The sequence below is a fragment of the Halomonas nitroreducens genome (assembly GCF_003966155.1).
In the GTDB taxonomy this organism is placed as follows: Bacteria; Pseudomonadota; Gammaproteobacteria; order Pseudomonadales; family Halomonadaceae; genus Halomonas; species Halomonas nitroreducens.
Genome location: NZ_RXNS01000016.1, coordinates 1 through 17,798 on the forward strand (window position 1 = coordinate 1; position 17,798 = coordinate 17,798).

Consider the following 17,798-nt stretch of genomic DNA (forward strand, 5'->3'; position numbering starts at 1 on the left):
AGGCGGTGGACCTGCAGATGAACGAGGGCAAGACCTGCATCCTCGAGATCATGTGCACCCGCGAACTGGGCGACCCCTTCCGCCGCGACGCCCTGAAGAAGCCGGTGCGGCTGCTGGAGAAGTATCAGGATTACGTCTAAAGCGGGCGGCCTGGCTCACTCGCTGAGCTGACGCCCTCATCCCAGCCCCGGCCACACCGGCGACGCAGCGCGCCAGGCCGGGGCTTTCTTATGGCCGCAGCATTGCTCCCCATCACGACGGTATCGAGGAGACGATCCATGAAGGACTTCCTGATCATCGGTGGCGGCGTCATCGGCATGATGACCGCCTGGCAACTGGCCGAGGCCGGCCACGAGGTGACCCTGCTGGAGCGGGGCCCCTGCGGCGGCGAGGCCTCCTGGGCCGGGGGCGGCATCGTCTCGCCGCTCTATCCCTGGCGTCATCCGGCCCCCATCTCGCAGCTCGCGAGCTGGTCGGAAGGCCGCTACCCCCACCTGACGGCGCATCTGGCCGAGGCCACCGGCATCGATCCGGAGTTTCGCCGGCAGGGACTGCTCTATCTCGACCTGGAGGATGAGGCCTCTGCCATGGCGTGGTCGGGCCGGGTCGACAAGCCGCTGAGCCGGATCGATGCCTACGCCGTCTATGCCCGGGAGCCGCGCCTCGTCGACGGCCTGGAGGGCGGACTGTGGATGCCGACCCTGGGCAGCCTGCGCAATCCCCGGCTGGGCCAGGCGCTGCGTGCCAGGCTTCGGGCCTTGCCCGGCGTCACCGTGCGTGAGCACTGCCGGGTCGAGCGCCTGGTGGTCGAACGCGGTCGGGTCGGCGGCGTCGAGACCGCCGCCGGGCGGTTCACCGCGGGTCGCGTGATCCTCTGCGGCGGGGCCTGGACGGCCCAATTCCTGGCGCCGCTGGGGATTGCTCTCCCGGTGCGCCCGGTCAAGGGGCAGATGATGGTCTTCCGGACCCCGACCGTCACCGGCAGCCGGCAGTGGCTCGAGCGGGTGGTGTTGCGCGGCGGGCGCTACCTGATCCCCCGCGCCGACGGGCGGGTGCTGGTGGGCTCGACCCTGGAGGAGGCCGGCTACGACAAGACCCCGACCGCGGAGGCCCGCGAGTCGCTGTATGCCAGCGCGGTGTCCATGTTGCCGGCCCTGACCGAGTGCGAGATCGAGCACCACTGGTCGGGACTGCGGCCGGGTGCGCCCGACGGCCTGCCCTTTATCGGCGAGATCCCCGGCGTGGGTGGGCTGTTCGTCAATGCCGGCCACTACCGCAACGGCCTGGTGCTGGCCCCGGCCGCCACACGGCTGCTGGTCGATGAGCTGTTGGGACGCGCGCCGATCCTCGACCCGGCCCCCTTCCGCCCGGCCGCGCGGCTCGCCTCTGCGGCGGCGCTGGCCGCGACCGGCTGAGCCGGGTCGCCACGCTGGTCCAATATCCCGCCGGCAACTGGCGCTAATGCCGGGCCGGCGGGAGCAGTAGGCTCGTTAGCGATGAGGATCGAGCCCCGCCGGCCCCGTCCGCTTCGCATTCACCGCACAACGACAATGCTCAGGAGACCGAGATGAGCCAACCCGATACCGCCTTTCTCGAGGCCTTCAGCGACGCCCTGAACCGTCATGACATCGATGCCGTCATGGCCATGATGACCGAGGACTGTGTGTTCCATGCCATCGCCGGTCCGGACCTGCAGGGCAAGAGCTTTGTGGGGCAGGCGGAGGTGCGTCAGGGCCTCGAGAATGCCTGGAAGACCGCGCCGGATGCCAGCTGGATCGACGCCGAGCACTACGTGCTCGGCGACAAGGGCTTCACCGAGTCCACCTACCAGGGCACCACCACCGATGGCGTGCGCAGCGAGGCCCGCATGATCGATGCGTTCACCTTCCGCGACGGCAAGATCGCGGTGAAGAACGCCTTCCGCAAGAACCGTCCGCCCGTCAACGCCTGAGCCGGCGAGGACGAACCACGGCATCCGACTGCGAGGAGTCCGATCATGGAGACAACAATGCCAGACGCCGAGGCGGCGACGCAGCAGGCGACCTCTCCGGCCCAGCCGTACGATCCGGCCTATGATCCGCTCAAGAGTGCCACGCCGGGAGTGGGGCGCGACTATGCGCCCACCTACTGGATCGGCACGGCCGGCGAGCCGCCGGCGGACGACGGCCCGATCACGCAGGACACGGATGCCGATGTGGTGATCATCGGTTCCGGCTTCACCGGCCTGACCGCCGCCATCTTCCTGGCCCAGGAATATGGCATCAAGGCCACGGTGCTCGAGGCCAATCGCACCAGCTGGGGTTGTTCGACCCGCAACGGCGGGCAGGCCCAGTGTGCCTCCGGTCGCCTCAAGCGCTCCCAGTGGATACAGCGCTATGGCCTGGAAACCGCCCTGAAGCTCCATCGCGAGTGCCTGGACGGCATGGCGACCTTCAAGGAGTTGATCGCCGATATCGACTGCGACCCCCAGCCCGGCGGCCATCTGTACGTGGCGCATCGCGACAAGATGATGCCGACCCTCGAGAAGGAGGCGAAGCTGCTGCGCGAGACCTTCGACTACGATGCCCGCATCCTGGATGCCGAGACGGTCAAGCGCGAGTGGATCGGCGACCAGGAGGCCGCCGGCGCCATGCACGAGCCGGAAGGGATCGGCATCCATGCGGGCAAGCTGGCCTTCGGCTATCACCGCAAGGCCCGGGCGCTGGGCGTGAAGATCCACCCGGCCAGCCCAGTGCAGGGCTTCGAGACCCGGGGCGGCGTGCACTACCTGACGACCCCGGGCGGGGTGGTCAAGGCGCGCGCGGTGGGGATCGCCACCGGCGGCTACACTTCCCAGAGCCTGCATCGCGAGCTCAAGAATCGCCTGCTGCCGATCCTCTCCAACTCGATCGTCACCCGGCCGCTGTCCGACGATGAGCTGGCGGCCTGCAACATGCGCACCCATCAGGTCATCACCGATACCCGGGTGCTGCGCCATTACTACCGACTGCTGCCGGATAAGCGCCTGCAGATCGGCAGCCGTAGCGCCATCACCGGCCGCGATGCGCCTCAGAAGAAGTACGAATCGATGCTGACCGGCGACATGCACCGCAAGTTCCCGGCCCTCCAGGGCATCGATATCGACTACTCCTGGTGGGGTTGGGTCGACGTCAGCCACGACATGATGCCGCGCATCCATCAGCCCGATGCCAAGGAGACGGTCTATTACGCCTTGGGTTACGGCGGCAACGGCGTGATGTACTCGGCCCAGGCCGGCCGTCGCCTGGCGCAGTGGATCGCCGGCCACGGCCAGGCGCTGGAACTGCCGATCTTCACCTCCCGACTGCCGTTCCCCAACCTGCGCGAGATGGTCGAGTCCCAGGCCTTCGCGCCCTTCCGACGCTTTGGCCAGCGCTTCCTGTATCGCTGGTACCACCTGAAGGACGAGGTGTTCTAAGTCGTCGCGTTCCCCATTTCGCCCCCTGAAGCCGCCCTCGAGGCGGCTTCGTGGTTGGTGGAGAGGGGCGTCTTCCGCTTAGCGGGCGCCGATCGACTGGGGCACCAGCGCCGCCAGACGCTCGATCCCCGTTTCGATGCGCGACTCGGGGATGGCCGAGAATCCCAGCCGGAAGTATTGAGGGAGGGGGGTGTCGAAGAAGTGGATGTCGCCGCACTCGATGAGGATGCTCTGCTCGGCGGCGAGACGGCGCAGCTCGTGACAGTCGAGCTCGTCGGGCCCTTTCACCCAGAAGCAGGAACCGCCGTAGGTGGAGGGTACTGAAGCATGGGGCATGTGCCGTGCCAGGGCCTCTCCCATGCGCTGCCAGCGGCTATGGAAGGTCTGGTGGATCTGGCGCAGCAGGGCATCGTGGTAGCCGCGATCGAGGAACAGGGCGACGGCGCGCTGGTTGTTGGTCGGCGGGTGGCGCAACATCAGGCGGCGCAGCGCCCGGGCCTCGCGAATCAGCGCCGGGGGGCCGACCATATAGCCCAGGCGCAGGCCCGGGGCCAGGGTCTTGGACAGGCTGCCCACGTAGATCACTCGGTTATGGCGATCCAGGCTCTTCAAGGCCGGCGTGGGGTTGTCCAGATAGTTGGTCTCGCTCTCGTAGTCGTCCTCGATGATCAGGAAGTTGTCCATCTCGGCCATGTCCAGGAGCCGGCGACGGCGCTCCAGGGGCATGGTGACGGTGGTCGGTGCCTGGTGGCTGGGCGTGACATAGACCAGTTGGCAGTCGGCGATGTCGGCTTCCATGCGCATGCCCGACTCGTCCACCGGCAGCAGGCGGATATCGTCGGTGAAGGTGCGGGCGATGTTGTACATGTCCACGTAGCCGGGGTTTTCCATGCCGAAGCGGCGGCCGGCCCTGAGCAGCAGCATGCTGGTGATCCACAGCGCCTGCTGGGCGCCCACCGTGACCAGAATCTCCTCGGGGGCGGCCCAGACGCCGCGGCGCGGCAGCAAGCGCTGGTGAATCTGCTCGATCAGCAGGGGGTCGTCGTCGTTGAGGTGGTCCACCGCCCAGCTGCGGATCGCCGGCACGCTCATCGAATCCCGGCTGCATTCCCGCCAGTGCTGGGTCGGAAACAGCTCGGGATCGATCTGGCCGTAGAGGAACGGGTAGTCGTAGCGATACCAGTCGCTGGGCTTGTTGATGGTGCTCTGCCGGGAGGGGTGCATGGTGAGCAGCTCTTCCCAGGGCAGGCGTTCGGCATCGATATCGTTCAGGCGCACGGGCTTCTCGGCGCGGCCCTCGAGGATCTCGGGATTGACGAAGTAGCCGCTACGTTTCTTGGCGATCAGATAGCCGTCATCGAGGAGTTGCTCGTAGGCCAGCATCACCGTATTCCGGGCCACATGCAGTTCCTTGGCCAGCTTGCGGCTCGAGGGCAGCGCCTGATCCAGGGGCAGGTGACCGTCGAGGATGGCGCGGGCGATCTGCTCGCGTAGCTGTCGCTGGAGGCTTTCCGGCAGGTCGGGGTCGAGGTGGAAGAGAAGCTGGCTCATTGAAGTTGTGTCTCGCCAAGGCTGATGAATAGGCAATCCTCGAGTATGCCATACCCCGGCGGGCAGGGGCCGGGTACGCTGCAGCGGATGGAGGCTCCCGGCTGCCTGTGCCTCCCTTCAGAGCTGGACCAATCGACGGTGTCCCACTGGTTCTACTGGCACTCCGGACGAGTGCGTAGAACATGATAATCAGGATATGGCGAACAGCACGTATCCGATGATCGGCGGGGAGAACGCCCGGAGGTCGCGACACAGGCGATAACTCCAAGATGGCACCTCCGGACTCGTCACGGTGATTCACCTCGGAGAGTCTTTCCAGACTCGCCGATCGTCCAGGAAGGCGTTGCAGCGCGCTTACATCCTGTCTTTCCGACAATAACAAGGTTTGGAGATCACAATGCGTATCCAGAAACTGATCATCCCCATGGCAGTATCCGCCGCAAGCCTGGCCCTGAGCGGCAACGTCATGGCCGAGACCTGGAAGATGGCCCTGGGCGATGCTGCCGGGGGCACCCAGTACGAGCTGGGCACGACCTTTGCCGATCTCGTCGAGGAGAAGACCGAGGGGGAGGTCACCATCGACCTGTTTCCCAACGGCCAGCTCGGCAGCGAGCAGGACACCGTCAACAATGCCAGCATGGGCTTGCTGGACCTGTCGGTTCTGGCCATCAACAACATCACTCCGTTCTCGCCGACGGTGGGCGTGTTGACTTTGCCCTATGTCATCCAGAGTCCTGAGGATGCCAAGACGCTGACTCAGGGGGACGTCGGTGAGGAGCTGACCCAGAACACCATCCGCGATGCCGGCGTACGCATCCTGGGGTGGGCCTACTCCGGTTGCCGCCGTCTCACCAACTCCGTCAGACCGGTGGCCGAGCCCGCCGATCTGGAGGGGCTGAACATCCGCGTACCCAAGAACCAGATCATGATCGCCTCCTACCAGGCCTGGGGCGTCAATCCCAGTCCCCTGGCCTGGTCCGAGACCTTCACCGCTCTGCAGCAGGGCGTGGTCGATGGACAGGACAATCCCTATATCACCATCGACACAATGAAATTCTACGAGGTCCAGGATTACGTCACCGACAGCTGCTACGTGTTCTCCCTGCAGCCGCTGATCATCAGCGAGGGCAAGTTCCAGAGCCTCAGCCCCGAGATGCAGGAAACGGTGCTGGAAGCCGGTCAGATAGCCACCGAACACAGCTATGACTACCTGCTCGCCACCGAGGCCTCCATCAAGGAGCGGCTGGTCGAGGAGCACGGCATGGAGATCACCCAACCCGCCAATGACGAGCAGGAGTGGATCGAACTGGCAACCGGTATCTGGCCCGAGTTCTATGACAGCATCGGTGGCAAGGAGAAGCTCGACGAGGTGCTTACCGCCCTGGGCCGCGATCCCGCGCCAGCAGAGTGACCCCAGCCATCACGGCATACAATGACCCCCGCATCGGCCCTGGGGCCGATGCGGGGAGGTGCCCATCGGGAGCCTGATCGTCAAGGGGCAGTCTCATGAAAACGCTACTCTTCAAGATCATCGACAACTTGGAGGGCATCATCTGTCAGCTCCTCCTGGTGTCCTTCGTTATCCTGTTGTTCGCCCAGATCGTGCTCAGGAACCTGTTCAGCTACTCGCTGCCCTGGGGCGACGAACTGGCGACCTATGCCTTCGTGTGGTTCGCCTACCTGGGGGCGGTCTATGCCACCAAGATGTCGGCCCATAACCGGGTAACCTTCCAGTTCAAGTTTCTGCCTCGCTGGGTCGAAACGTTCTGCGCGGTGCTCACCGACCTGATCTGGATCGGCTTCAATGCCGTCTTCATCTACCTGAGCTATGACTTCGTCTTCAACAAGATGAACCTCTTCTGGAAGTCCCAGACCCTGGGCATTCCCATGAAGTATTTCTACCTGATCCTGCCCATCGCCTTTATCGCCATGACGCTGCGGATCCTCCAGAACAACTATCTCAAGTTCGTCAAGAAGGTGGATCTCGCCGACCCCGAATCCCAGGAGGTCGAGAAGTTCAAGCACCACGACGACGCGACGGGTGATGGCCCGAAACCGCGGGAGCAATGAGTATGGATCCCACGATTGTCTACATCCTGTTTGGCGCCTTCTTCCTGCTGCTGATTATCGGAGCGCCGATCACCGTTTCGCTGGGGGTAGCGGCACTGGCCACCTACCTCAGCCTGGGCGAAAATCCCATGGCGTTCGTACAGATCGCCTTTACCTCGGTGGGGTCCTTCCCGTTGATGGCCCTGCCGGCGTTCATCCTCGCCGGGGCGCTGATGGAAGCCGCCGGCATTTCCAAGCGCCTGGTCGATATCGCCGAGGCCTTCGCCGGCCCTGCCACCGGTGGCCTCGCTGCGGCCACGGTGTTTGCCTGCATGTTCTTCGGGGCGATCTCCGGCTCCGGCCCGGCGACCACCGCGGCGGTGGGCATGCTGATGATCCCGGCCATGGCCAACCGCGGCTATGATCGCGGCTACGGCTCTGCCATCACCGCCTCCTCCGGCGGTCTCGGGGTGGTGATTCCCCCCTCCATCCCGATGGTGATCTTCGGCATCTCCGGCATGGGCCTGCAGCCGCCGCCGGAAGCCGTCGCCGAGCATGGGGCCTTCCAGACGCTGTCGATTCCCAAGCTGTTCATCGCCGGCATCATGCCCGGCGTGGTCATCGCCGGCTGCCTGCTGACCATCAACTATCTCATCTCGCGCAAGCGCGGCTATCGGGGCCTGACCGATCACTGGTCCTTCCCGCAGATCCGCGGGACCCTGCGCAAGGGCATCTGGTCGATGCTGGCGCCCCTGATCATCCTCGGCGGCATCTATAGCGGACTGTTCACGCCGACCGAGTCGGCCATCGTGGCGATCTTCTACACGCTGATCGTGGGCATCTTCCTGCACAGGGAACTGGCCTGGAAGCCGACCCTGAGGACGCTGGAAACCACCACCTGGATCACCGGGCGGGTGCTGTTGATCCTGTTCACGGCCACCGTGTTCGGGCGCCTGCTGGTGGAGCAGCGGGTTCCCGCCTACATTGCTGAAGTGATGCTGGGTGTCACCGACAACACCTATGCGATCTGGGCGATGATCATCTTCTTCCTGCTGTTCGTGGGGATGTTCATGGAGACCCTGGCGGCGATCATGATCCTCACGCCGGTACTGCTGCCGATCATGTACATGCTGGGCATGGATCCGGTCCACGTGGGCATCGTGGTGGTCTGTGCCCTGGCCATCGGCTTCCAGACCCCACCGCTCGGCGAGAACCTGTTCGTGGCCTCGGGGATTGGCGGCTCCTCGATAGAGGAGATCTCGTTGAAGGCGCTACCCTTCGCGGCCGGCTCCATCGTGGCGCTGTTCATCATCGCCTACTTTCCACAGATCTCGCTCTGGTTACCCAGCGTGATGGGCTACTAGCAGTCGCGATTCGTTGCTGACGACGGCGCGGTGTCACCCGCTACCGCGCCGAGGGAGGAAGAGTCATGAGTCACGGTATCCGTCGTATCCTGTGCTGCGTGGGGCTGAGAGGCGACTGCGACCTGGTGCTGACCCAGGCAGTGGGCCTGGCGTTGGCCACCGGTGCCGAGCTCCACGTCCTGCACGCGGTCAAGTCCCTGTCCGACGACGTGGTCAACACCCTCAAGGTCAATATCCGCGACCGGAAGATGCTCGAGACGCTGATGGCGCAACGCCTCGATCAGGCTCGCGAGGAACTCGATCAGCGCCTCGACACCTTCTGGACCCGCCATGCCGAGCTTCGCGAGGCCTTCGGCGATCGGGAGGTGACGCGCAGCGTGCTGGAGGGCTATCCGGCCTCGGTAATCACCCATTTCGCCACGCGCTCCGGCAGCGACATGATCGTGATGGCGGCCAACAAGCGCAGCTTCACGGCCACTTACGCGGGCAAGATCACCAAGGGCGTGATCAAGCGGGCCAGGGTGCCGGTGGTGGTGGTGCCGACCCGACGCTAGAGCGTTTCCTCCAGCTCCGAGGCGATTTGGCGCATTAGCGGTGCCCACTCCATCAGCGATTCGATCGAATGCCGCAGTCGGGGGGCATGGATCGCCAAGGTGGCTTGCATATGACCCACCTGATCGAAGATGGGGACGGCGATGGCGACCATCCCCTGGATGAACTCCTCATTATCGGTGCTTAGACGATTCCTGGCGATCTGTCCGAGCTGCTCCTCGAGGGCGGAAGCCGAGGTCAGGGTATAGGGGGTATGGGCCTCCAGTGGCAGGCTCGACAGCAGGTCGCGCCGTCGATGAGGGGGCATCAAGGCCAGAAACAGTTTGCCACTGGCCGTGCAGTGCAATGGCAATCGAGATCCGGGTGCCAGCTGTATGCGTACCGGCCAGTTGGTTTCCACGCGATCGTAGTAGAGCAGCTGATGGCCATCGAGCAACGTCAGGTTGCAGGTCTCGCCGACTTCCTTGGCCAGACGCTCCAGCAACATCCTTCGCGGTGCCTTCAGGCTTTCATTGGCCAGTGTCCCCATGGCCATGCGATGCATCCGTGGACCGGGCAGCAGGTGACGCCCGTCCAGGTCTCGCGAGATCAGCTGCTGTTCCTCGAGCTGCTTGAGCAGGCGGTGGATCGTCGGCTTGGGGATATCCAGTCGCTTGTCGAGATCCGCGGCACTGATGCTGTGCTCGGCCGTGGCGATCTCCTCCAGCAGGCTGATCGCTCGCAGGAGGGTGGTGTTGGTGGCGTTGTCTTTGGACATGGGTGTTCCTTACGACTCGCTCCCTGGGCAATGGCTCGACCCGATGATAGCGCAGCAGGCCCCCAGAGGCTTGCTGCGCCGCTGCCGTGTCAGAGGTTGACCAGGAACATGGAAAGTGGTGGCCACAGGGAGATCGCGATCCAGGCGGTCATCAGCGCAATGAAGTACGGTATCACGAAGCGTACCAGCCTGAGATAGGGAATGCCGGTGATACTGCTGGCCACGTACAGGTTGAGGCCGAACGGCGGCGTGACGAAGCCGATGGCGGCCCCCACCAGGAAGATCACGGAGAAATGAATGGGGTCCACACCGGCATTCTGGGCGATCGGTGCCAGGATCGGGGCCAGGATGATGGTGACAGGAAGGCTCTCCAGGATCATTCCCGCGAGCAGGATCATCACCATACAGGCTCCCAGAATGGCGTAGTAACTGCCCAGGCCATTCAATAATCCTTCAAGAATCTGACCGGCACCCAGTACGGATAGCAGCTGTTGCATCACCACCGAGATGGCGATCAGTGGCGCCAGCATGCCGGCGATCTGTCCCGAGCGCAGCATGATGGCCGGCAGCCGGAAAAGACTGATCTCACGGGTGATGAGTAGCCCTGCGATCAGCGTGAAGCCGACCGTGATAGCGGCAGCCTCGGTTGGCGAGAACTTACCGGAATAGATGCCATACAGGACGACCCCGATGGTGGCGAAGCCCAGGTAGGCTCTGCGTGCAAAGCCGGCACTTTCCTTGACCTTGAAAGAGATCAGGGTTCCCCAGCCATGGCGGCGAGCTACCAGATGACAGGCGATCATCATCCCCAGCACCATCATGGCCCCGGGAATCATGCCGGCGATGAACAGGTCGCTGATCGACAGGTTCATCATGAAGCCGTAGACGATAAAGATGATGCTCGGCGGAATGATGATACCGACGGTGCCCCCGCATGCCGCAGTGGCCGCCGAGAACCGGTCGTCATAGCCGTTGTCCTTCATCTCGGGGTGCATGATCGAGCCGATGGTCGCCGTGGTGCCAGCGTTGGAGCCTGAAATCGCCGCGAACAGGCCGCAGGCGCCCAGCGTCGCCATGCCCATGCCGCCGCGCACCCAGCCGAGCACCGAGTAGGCGAAGTCGGATAGCCGTTTGGCGATCCCCGCGGCGTTGATCAGGTCGCCCGTCAGGATGAAAAGGGGAAGGGCAAGAAGGCCGAAGAAGCTAAGGCCCTGGAACAGCGTTACACCGATATTGGCCAGGGTGAAATCAATGACTATGCTGGTACCGACCACCCATAATCCAATAACCAGGAAAATGGGAACGCCAAGCAAGAAGAATATGGTTACGCCTGCCGTAATCAGGCCAATAAGAAGACCGTCTGTCATGATCTGTCCTCCTAATCCATTATCGAGGGTTGGAGGTTGAAAGGCTCACGCAGGCGGAAGCGTTGCCAGTCAGCGAAGAGATTCTGTAGAACACGGTAGATGATCAGCACCCAGGCGGCTGGTGTGGCCATGTAGAACCACCATTGCATGACGTTGTCCGTGCCCGGCACGATGGCGAAATTGTTATAGGCCAACTGCACTTGATCGATGGTGAAGTTGATCACCATGGCGCCAAAGCCAATCCAGAGCACGGCATCCAGCACGAGGCACAGGAACTGTCCTGTATAGGGCAGTCGCATGCGGATCTCGTTTAGCGACAGGTGCGTGCGGTTCTTGACGTTGAGCGAGGCACCAAACCACGTCAGCCAGAGGAAGAGCAGGACGGGGATGCTGGTGCTCCAGGGAGCCTGAACGCTGAAGAAGAAACGGCGAATCACCTCCACGAAAATGATACCGGACATTCCCGCGTAAGACAGGAGAATGATGCACTTCTCCAGGTTGTCATCCAGCCAGCGCAGGGGAACCAGCCACCGCGTGGCTGGTTGAGCTTGTTGGTAATTGTGGTTTGCCATCATGAGCCTCCGGTTCAGCCTTTCCACCAGCGCTGAGGCTTGACATTGACTGCCGCCGTGTCGCTCGGTATCTCGCGGGCAATACCATGAATTTCCTTGTAGATATCCACGCCACCTGCCCAGGAGTTGAGGCGTTCGCGCCATTGCTCCCAGGGTTCCGGGTTGAATTCTGGGGAACACAGCTTCTCGGCCTTCTCACGCTCGGCATCCGAGAGGGGAGCGACCCGGACGTTGTTCTGGGCGAAGACGGTATTTTCGGCAGGGTGCTCGGTGGCCCCGACAATCTGATAGCGACCCGCCTCGTTCATGCCCTGCGTGAAGACCTGGGCACAGTAGGCTGATTCCATGACCTGTTCCTGAAGCTCGCTTCCCAGGCTCTCGAACTTGGAGAGGTTCATGGCCGTATGCTCGGTGCCTGCAAAGAACCGCAAGTCGACTGCCTGGGAAACGACGGGTGCCATGCCCGCATAGGCCACCGCGCTCATCCAGGTCTCCGCTCCGTCGAGCAGGCCTTGACGGAGCCCGTCCAGGGTCTCCTCCCAGGCCACGGGAACGGGGTTCAGCCCCAGCTGCTCCATGGCGATGCGCCCGAGCTGTGTGCCGGTGACACGGTTCTTGGTGCCCTGAAGCTGCTCCAGGCTGGTGACCAGCGGCTCGTCCTGCCATTTCAGGCCTAGCATGATGCCCCGCAGGTCACAGTGCGTGAACAGGAACTGCAGGTTGTGGCGCTGACGCAGTGGTTCGCGCAGCAGCGTCTCACTCCGCTTGTCATAGAAGAAGTGAAACATCGAGGCGACGCTCGGGAACATATAGGCGAAGTCGAGGATGTTGAGATAGGGCGCGCCTCCTGCAGAGTTCTGTGTCGAGGCCGAGAAGATATCGACGATCCCCTGCTGGGCCTTGCTGACGCAGTCGAGCTGGTTGCAGACCTCATTGCTCCCCATGAACTCCACTCGAATTGCGCCATTGGTGCGTTCCTCGAGGTCGCGGGCAAAGAACAGCTGCCCCGACTTCTGGATATCCAGGTTGCGCTCGTTGAACCCCGAAGCACCGAACCGAAGCTGAAACTTGGGTTCGGTCTGATAGCGGCGTTGCTGCTCCTGTTCAGCGGCCCGGGCCAAGGTGCTGGCGGTGAGGCCGGCACCTAACCCGGAGGCTGCGATCAGGGTGGAGGTCAGGCCGAAGCGACCCGAGATGTTAAGAAAATCCCGGCGAGATACGTTACCAATCGGTGATTTCATGAGCAGGGCTCCCGCGTTTTGTGATTGGACTTGTGATGGGATGGTGGGTGGCGTTTGCCAGACTCCTCGCCTCTCAGTGCGGTCAAAATGAGGAGCACGGTCTCAAGCTAGGTCAGGAAGAAAGATCTTTCAAGTATTTTTGATACGAAAAATCTCGTTATTGACATCTAGAGGTCTCTGGTTCAGCCTTAATGAGACAAAGAGTATCATTAACGGTGTTATTGCAATGAATTCAACAACATACAAGCAAGAAGCCTTTGACTACATCATCGTGGGGGCTGGCTCGGCAGGCTGTGTGCTCGCTAATCGGCTCAGTGAGGATCCCGCTGCGAAGGTCTTGCTGCTTGAGGCGGGCGGCGCTGACTGGAATCCCTGGCTCCATGTTCCTGTCGGGTATTTCAAGACCATGCACAACCCTGCGACGGATTGGTGCTACCTCACCGATCCCGACGCAGGCATCAACGGACGTCGCCTGCAGTGGCCTCGTGGCAAGGTGCTGGGAGGGTCCAGCTCCCTCAACGGTCTGCTGTATATACGTGGCCAGCGCGAGGACTACGATGACTGGGCTGCGGCCGGAAATGCAGGCTGGGACTATGATTCCGTATTGCCGTACTTCAAGAAGTCCGAGTGTCAGGAGCGCGGAGCCGACCCGTATCACGGCACGGACGGTCCGTTGAAGGTCTCTGACCTGCGGCTGCGTCGCGAGATCGCCGAGCGGTTCATCGAGGCCGCCAAGGCGGCCGGGATACCCGAGAATCATGATGTTAACGGGGCGGACCAGGAAGGGGTGGGCTACTTCCAGCAGACCTCCTACAAGGGCTTTCGGTGTTCGACGGCCAAGGCGTTTCTGCGCCCTGCGGTGAAGCGAGCCAACCTTACCGTCATCAAGCGGGCGCACTGCCAACGGCTGTTGCTCGAGGGCCAGCGTGTGGTGGGAGTCGAGTATCGCCGCGGTCAGCGTCTGGAGCGCGTGCGCGCCAATCTTGAAGTCTTGCTCTCCAGTGGGGCCATTGGATCGCCGCAAATCCTGCAGTGTTCCGGCATCGGAAATCCCAAGCATCTTGAGGAGGTGGGGGTCGAGTGCCTGCACGAGCTGCCGGGAGTGGGAGAGAACCTTCAGGATCATCTGCAGATCCGTCTGGTGTTCAAGACCCGATGCAGAACGCTCAACGACGAGGTGCGTCACCCGCTGAGGAAGCTCGCGGTGGGGGCTCAATATCTCATGACGCGTACTGGCCCCCTGACCCTTGCCGCCAGCCAGGTATGTGTGTTTACCCGCTCTCGTGAAGGGCTGGATCGTCCGGATATCCAGTTTCACATGCAGCCGCTCTCTGCCGACAAGCCGGCCGAGGGCGTGCATCCCTTCTCCGCCTTCACCTCCTCGGTCTGTCAGCTGCGCCCGACTAGCCGCGGTTCCATTCGTATCACCAGCCCCGACCCCGCCGTCTATCCCTCGATCCGGCCCAACTACCTGAGCACCGAGGAGGATTGCCGGGTCGCGGTGGATGCCATCAAGGTGGCTCGGCGCATCGCCGAACAGGAGCCTCTAGCCTCGGTGATCACCGAGGAGTATGTGCCTGGGGCGAAGTATCAGAGCGACGAGGAACTCCTCGAGGCCGCGCGTCAGCACAGCCAGACGATCTATCACCCGGCCGGGACCTGCAAGATGGGGAATGACCCACTGGCCGTCGTAGATGACCAGCTCCGCGTGCATGGCCTGGAGGGCCTGCGCGTGGTGGATGCCTCGGTCATGCCGGTAATCGTCTCCGGCAATACCAATGCCCCCACGATCATGATCGCCGAGAAGGCTTCCGACATGATCAAGGAGGCACATGTCCATCGTGCCCGAGCTTCCTGAGGGGATAACGAGTTGGACTCAAGGCCGGCCGGGAACTGGTTCTAACTCCCTTCCAGAGCATCCATGCACCATAAGTCCATCGAGGATGTCAGGGGCATCTAGCATGCCTGGTCTGACGCCCAGGGAAGGCATGCCTGACGCACCCATGTCGGGCTCCGTATTCCAATAACGAAGGGGCGATTCCGGTCGCAGGAGGCGACCATCGGCCCGTGGTTTGCAAGGTGGCGAGATGACACATCGAGACACCGGTGGTTCCACCGACATGTCGACCGAAGAGAACAACAAGCGGGCCCTGCCCCGTAGCCTGGAACCCTTCCAGCGCATCATGCCCGGATTGATGATCTGCATCACCATCGCCCTGGCGACGACCTTCATCGCCGACCATTACGGCGGGCCGACGCTGCTCTATGCCCTGCTGTTCGGCATGACGCTGCATTTCCTCTCCGAGGAGGGGCGCTGCCTGGCCGGTGTCGAGTTTGCCGCCAAGAAGGTACTCCGGCTCGGCGTCGCGCTGCTGGGGGGGCGCATCACCATCGAGCAGGTTGCCGAGCTCGGCATCGGGCCGGTGCTGACGGTGGTCTGCGGCGTGATGCTGACCATTGTCCTGGGGGCCGTGCTGGCGCGCCTGCTGGGCCTCGACCGCGACATGGGGCTGCTGACCGGCGGGTCGGTGGCGATCTGCGGCGCCTCGGCGGCGCTGGCCCTGTCGGCGGTGATGCCCCGCCATGCCACTCATGAGCGCAATACCATCATGACGGTGGTGGGCGTGACCACCCTGTCCACCATGGCCATGGTGACCTATCCGCTGATCGTCGGGGTGCTGGGGCTGAGTGACACCGATGCGGGCATCTTCCTCGGCGGCACCATCCATGACGTCGCCCAGGTGGTCGGTGCCGGCTACATGATCTCCGAGGGCACCGGCGACGTCTCCACCTTCGTCAAGCTGCTTCGGGTGGCCATGCTGGTGCCGGCGGTGATGGTGTTCATGTTCCTGTTCCGGCGCGATCGCCGCGACGAGGACGGCGGCGGCAAGGTACCGATGCTGCCGGGCTTCCTGGTCGCCTTCGTCGCTCTGGTGATCGTCAACAGCCTGGGCTGGATTCCGCCGATGGTCACCGAAGGCTTCACCGACCTGTCGCGCTGGTGCCTGGTCACGGCCATCGCCGCCCTCGGCATCAAGACGTCCTTCCAGAAGCTGGCCGTGGTGGGCTGGAAGCCGGTGATCCTGATGGTGGCGGAGACCGTCTTCCTGCTCCTGCTGGTGCTGGCCTTCATCTACTTCGACCTGGCGAGCCTGTGATGATGATGCCCGTGCATATCAACGGCGAACCCCATCTCGTCGAGGATGGCTGGCGGCTCGAGGCGTTGCTCGCCGATCTCGACTTGTCCGGCTCGCGCATCGCCGTCGAGGTGAACGAGGAGGTGGTGCCCGCCAGCCGTCGCGCCGATACCGTCCTTGCCGCGGGCGATTGCATCGAGATCGTCCATGCCATCGGCGGCGGCTGAGCCCCGCCCACACAAGGAGATCCCCGATGACCCTTTCCGATCAACCGCTACGCATTGCCGGTCGCGAATTCACTTCGCGGCTGCTGGTCGGCACCGGCAAGTACCGCGATGCCGCCGAGACGGCGGCGGCGCTCGAGGCCAGCGGTACCGAGGTGGTGACCTTTGCCGTGCGTCGCACCGATCTGGGCCAGGGCAACGATGAGCCGTCCCTGCTCGAGGTGGCCCCGCCATCCCGCTATACGTTGCTGCCCAATACCGCGGGATGCTACGACGCCCGGGCCGCCGTGCGCACCTGCCGGCTCGCCCGGGAACTGCTGGACGGCCACAATCTGGTCAAGCTCGAGGTGCTGGGGGACGAGACCACCCTCTACCCCAACGTGGTCGAGACCCTCAAGGCCGCCGAGGCGCTTATCGCCGATGGCTTCGACGTCATGGCCTACACCAGCGACGACCCCATCGTCGCCCGGGAACTCGAAGCGCTCGGCTGCTGTGCCATCATGCCCCTGGGCTCGCTGATCGGCTCGGGCTGCGGTATCCAGAACCCCCACAACATCCGGCTGATCGTCGAGCGAGTCTCGGTGCCGGTGCTGATCGATGCCGGTATCGGCACCGCCTCGGAGGCCGCCCTGGCCATGGAGCTGGGCTGCGATGCCGTGCTGATGAACTCCGCCATTGCCCATGCCCGGGACCCGGTGGCCATGGCCTGGGCGATGAAGGCGGCGGTCGAGGCAGGGCGCGGCGCCTACCTGGCCGGACGCATGCCGCGCCGCGGCCAGGCAGACCCTTCCTCGCCCATGGCGGGGCGTATCAGGGGGTGACGCCGGCGCCTTTCCAGGCACCGCGGGCGCCTCAGGGGCGGCAGTAGTAGAGCCTGGCCGGGAGAATGTTGAGCGGCTCGAAATCACACTCCACGTCGGAGAAGACACGGCGTAGATCGGGCAGCACCCGGGAGGAGAACTGGTAGATCAGCATGGAACCTTGTGGCGAGAGCGCCTCCAGGCTGCTCATGAGAACAGCAGCGCGGCTCGGGGCCGACATGGTGCTGAAGGGAATGCCGGCCAGCACGTAGTCGGCGGCGGGCAGCCCCAGGCGGGTCAGTTCGGCCTGGATCGTCTCCGCGGAGCCCTGGACCACCTGGAGCCGGGGATCCGGCAGTGACCGCTGGAGGAAGTCGACGAAGTCCCGGTTGGTCTCCAGCACCAGCAGGGTCGCCTCCGCAGGCAGGCGTTGCAGGAGCTCCTGGGTGATGGTCCCGACTCCGGGCCCGTACTCGACGATGACCCGGGCATGCTGCCAGTCGATCCGCTCCAGCAATCGCCGAACGAGAAAGGGGGAGCTGGGGATGATCGAGCCCAGCATGCGGGGATGCTTGAAGAAGTTGCGTGCGAAGAGCGCTAGCTGGGCGCGTCGCCCGTTTCCTGCCAAGGCCGTGGGCCGGTCTTGCGCGGTCATGGGCGACCCTCCTGCTGTGGAAAGACGAAGTATGCTTCCACTCTAGGTCGGCAACGGGGAAGGGGAAAGGTGGAACTGTGCTGCTTCCCTGAG

17 protein-coding genes are annotated in these 17,798 nt (G+C 63.6%); 11 read left to right on the forward strand and 6 right to left on the reverse strand.

Going from position 1 to position 17,798, the window contains the following annotated elements; translation table 11 throughout:
* Window positions 1-278 precede the first annotated feature (278 nt).
* From thiO to EKG36_RS15560, 3 genes are all read left to right on the forward strand, one after another.
* On the forward strand, window positions 279-1,415 hold the full coding sequence (thiO, locus tag EKG36_RS15550) for a glycine oxidase ThiO (RefSeq protein WP_126485745.1): 1,137 nt from the start codon (window positions 279-281) through the stop codon (window positions 1,413-1,415).
* A gap of 152 nt (window positions 1,416-1,567) precedes the next feature.
* Window positions 1,568-1,951, forward strand: a complete 384-nt coding sequence (locus tag EKG36_RS15555; protein ID WP_126485747.1) for a nuclear transport factor 2 family protein — start codon at window positions 1,568-1,570, stop codon at window positions 1,949-1,951.
* Between the two features lie 45 nt (window positions 1,952-1,996).
* Window positions 1,997-3,436, forward strand: coding sequence for an NAD(P)/FAD-dependent oxidoreductase (locus EKG36_RS15560; protein WP_126485749.1), 1,440 nt, complete (start codon window positions 1,997-1,999; stop codon window positions 3,434-3,436).
* 78 nt (window positions 3,437-3,514) lie between these two features.
* On the opposite strand, the gene pdxR is transcribed toward EKG36_RS15560, so the two are convergent.
* On the reverse strand, window positions 3,515-4,987 hold the full coding sequence (gene pdxR, locus EKG36_RS15565; protein WP_126485751.1) for a MocR-like pyridoxine biosynthesis transcription factor PdxR: 1,473 nt from the start codon (window positions 4,985-4,987) through the stop codon (window positions 3,515-3,517).
* A 397-nt stretch (window positions 4,988-5,384) separates the two neighbouring features.
* On the opposite strand from pdxR, the gene EKG36_RS15570 reads away from it, so the two are divergent.
* From EKG36_RS15570 to EKG36_RS15585, 4 genes are all read left to right on the forward strand, one after another.
* A complete protein-coding gene (locus tag EKG36_RS15570; protein WP_126485753.1) occupies window positions 5,385-6,398 on the forward strand; it encodes a TRAP transporter substrate-binding protein in 1,014 nt (337 codons plus the stop codon).
* A gap of 95 nt (window positions 6,399-6,493) precedes the next feature.
* Entirely contained in the window at window positions 6,494-7,057 is a 564-nt protein-coding gene (locus EKG36_RS15575; RefSeq protein WP_126485755.1) for a TRAP transporter small permease, read from the forward strand.
* 2 nt (window positions 7,058-7,059) lie between these two features.
* Window positions 7,060-8,400 carry a TRAP transporter large permease gene (locus EKG36_RS15580; protein ID WP_126485757.1) on the forward strand — a complete coding sequence of 447 codons (1,341 nt, stop codon included), beginning with the start codon at window positions 7,060-7,062 and terminating at the stop codon, window positions 8,398-8,400.
* A gap of 65 nt (window positions 8,401-8,465) precedes the next feature.
* Complete coding sequence (locus tag EKG36_RS15585; protein WP_126485759.1) at window positions 8,466-8,954, forward strand: universal stress protein; 489 nt, start codon at window positions 8,466-8,468, stop codon at window positions 8,952-8,954.
* Here EKG36_RS15585 and EKG36_RS15590 read toward each other — a convergent pair.
* From EKG36_RS15590 to EKG36_RS15605, 4 genes are all read right to left on the reverse strand, one after another.
* Window positions 8,951-9,709 carry an IclR family transcriptional regulator gene (locus EKG36_RS15590; RefSeq protein WP_126485761.1) on the reverse strand — a complete coding sequence of 253 codons (759 nt, stop codon included), beginning with the start codon at window positions 9,707-9,709 and terminating at the stop codon, window positions 8,951-8,953. The two genes, EKG36_RS15585 and EKG36_RS15590, sit on opposite strands and share 4 nt — an antisense overlap.
* Window positions 9,710-9,798: 89 nt before the next feature.
* Window positions 9,799-11,076, reverse strand: a complete 1,278-nt coding sequence (locus tag EKG36_RS15595) for a TRAP transporter large permease (RefSeq protein ID WP_126485763.1) — start codon at window positions 11,074-11,076, stop codon at window positions 9,799-9,801.
* A gap of 11 nt (window positions 11,077-11,087) precedes the next feature.
* Entirely contained in the window at window positions 11,088-11,648 is a 561-nt protein-coding gene (locus EKG36_RS15600; protein ID WP_126485765.1) for a TRAP transporter small permease, read from the reverse strand.
* 14 nt (window positions 11,649-11,662) lie between these two features.
* Window positions 11,663-12,889 carry a TRAP transporter substrate-binding protein gene (locus tag EKG36_RS15605; RefSeq protein WP_185827574.1) on the reverse strand — a complete coding sequence of 409 codons (1,227 nt, stop codon included), beginning with the start codon at window positions 12,887-12,889 and terminating at the stop codon, window positions 11,663-11,665.
* A gap of 226 nt (window positions 12,890-13,115) precedes the next feature.
* On the opposite strand from EKG36_RS15605, the gene EKG36_RS15610 reads away from it, so the two are divergent.
* The 4 genes from EKG36_RS15610 to EKG36_RS15625 all read left to right on the forward strand — a co-directional run bounded on the left by EKG36_RS15610 (window position 13,116) and on the right by EKG36_RS15625 (window position 17,071).
* Window positions 13,116-14,747, forward strand: coding sequence for a GMC family oxidoreductase (locus EKG36_RS15610; protein WP_126485767.1), 1,632 nt, complete (start codon window positions 13,116-13,118; stop codon window positions 14,745-14,747).
* Between the two features lie 229 nt (window positions 14,748-14,976).
* Window positions 14,977-16,047 (forward strand): YeiH family protein, encoded by a 1,071-nt coding sequence (locus EKG36_RS15615; protein ID WP_246007535.1) that lies wholly within the window; start codon window positions 14,977-14,979, stop codon window positions 16,045-16,047.
* A complete protein-coding gene (thiS, locus tag EKG36_RS15620; protein ID WP_126485769.1) occupies window positions 16,047-16,253 on the forward strand; it encodes a sulfur carrier protein ThiS in 207 nt (68 codons plus the stop codon). Before EKG36_RS15615 ends, thiS begins: the two co-directional genes overlap by 1 nt.
* A gap of 26 nt (window positions 16,254-16,279) precedes the next feature.
* On the forward strand, window positions 16,280-17,071 hold the full coding sequence (locus tag EKG36_RS15625) for a thiazole synthase (protein ID WP_126485771.1): 792 nt from the start codon (window positions 16,280-16,282) through the stop codon (window positions 17,069-17,071).
* A gap of 31 nt (window positions 17,072-17,102) precedes the next feature.
* Here the strand turns inward: EKG36_RS15625 and EKG36_RS15630 are convergent, their stop codons facing one another.
* Window positions 17,103-17,705: a class I SAM-dependent methyltransferase gene (locus EKG36_RS15630; RefSeq protein ID WP_126485773.1), complete on the reverse strand. Its 603-nt coding sequence runs from the start codon at window positions 17,703-17,705 to the stop codon at window positions 17,103-17,105.
* Between the last annotated feature and the right edge of the window lie 93 nt (window positions 17,706-17,798).

Coding starts and splice junctions, on each gene's coding strand:
- thiO (WP_126485745.1), top strand. CDS start 279: ATGAAGGACTTCCTGATCATCGGTGGCGGCGTCATCGGCATGATGACC.
- EKG36_RS15555 (WP_126485747.1), top strand. CDS start 1,568: ATGAGCCAACCCGATACCGCCTTTCTCGAGGCCTTCAGCGACGCCCTG.
- EKG36_RS15560 (WP_126485749.1), top strand. CDS start 1,997: ATGGAGACAACAATGCCAGACGCCGAGGCGGCGACGCAGCAGGCGACC.
- pdxR (WP_126485751.1), bottom strand. CDS start 4,987: ATGAGCCAGCTTCTCTTCCACCTCGACCCCGACCTGCCGGAAAGCCTC.
- EKG36_RS15570 (WP_126485753.1), top strand. CDS start 5,385: ATGCGTATCCAGAAACTGATCATCCCCATGGCAGTATCCGCCGCAAGC.
- EKG36_RS15575 (WP_126485755.1), top strand. CDS start 6,494: ATGAAAACGCTACTCTTCAAGATCATCGACAACTTGGAGGGCATCATC.
- EKG36_RS15580 (WP_126485757.1), top strand. CDS start 7,060: ATGGATCCCACGATTGTCTACATCCTGTTTGGCGCCTTCTTCCTGCTG.
- EKG36_RS15585 (WP_126485759.1), top strand. CDS start 8,466: ATGAGTCACGGTATCCGTCGTATCCTGTGCTGCGTGGGGCTGAGAGGC.
- EKG36_RS15590 (WP_126485761.1), bottom strand. CDS start 9,709: ATGTCCAAAGACAACGCCACCAACACCACCCTCCTGCGAGCGATCAGC.
- EKG36_RS15595 (WP_126485763.1), bottom strand. CDS start 11,076: ATGACAGACGGTCTTCTTATTGGCCTGATTACGGCAGGCGTAACCATA.
- EKG36_RS15600 (WP_126485765.1), bottom strand. CDS start 11,648: ATGGCAAACCACAATTACCAACAAGCTCAACCAGCCACGCGGTGGCTG.
- EKG36_RS15605 (WP_185827574.1), bottom strand. CDS start 12,889: ATGAAATCACCGATTGGTAACGTATCTCGCCGGGATTTTCTTAACATC.
- EKG36_RS15610 (WP_126485767.1), top strand. CDS start 13,116: ATGAATTCAACAACATACAAGCAAGAAGCCTTTGACTACATCATCGTG.
- EKG36_RS15615 (WP_246007535.1), top strand. CDS start 14,977: ATGACACATCGAGACACCGGTGGTTCCACCGACATGTCGACCGAAGAG.
- thiS (WP_126485769.1), top strand. CDS start 16,047: ATGATGATGCCCGTGCATATCAACGGCGAACCCCATCTCGTCGAGGAT.
- EKG36_RS15625 (WP_126485771.1), top strand. CDS start 16,280: ATGACCCTTTCCGATCAACCGCTACGCATTGCCGGTCGCGAATTCACT.
- EKG36_RS15630 (WP_126485773.1), bottom strand. CDS start 17,705: ATGACCGCGCAAGACCGGCCCACGGCCTTGGCAGGAAACGGGCGACGC.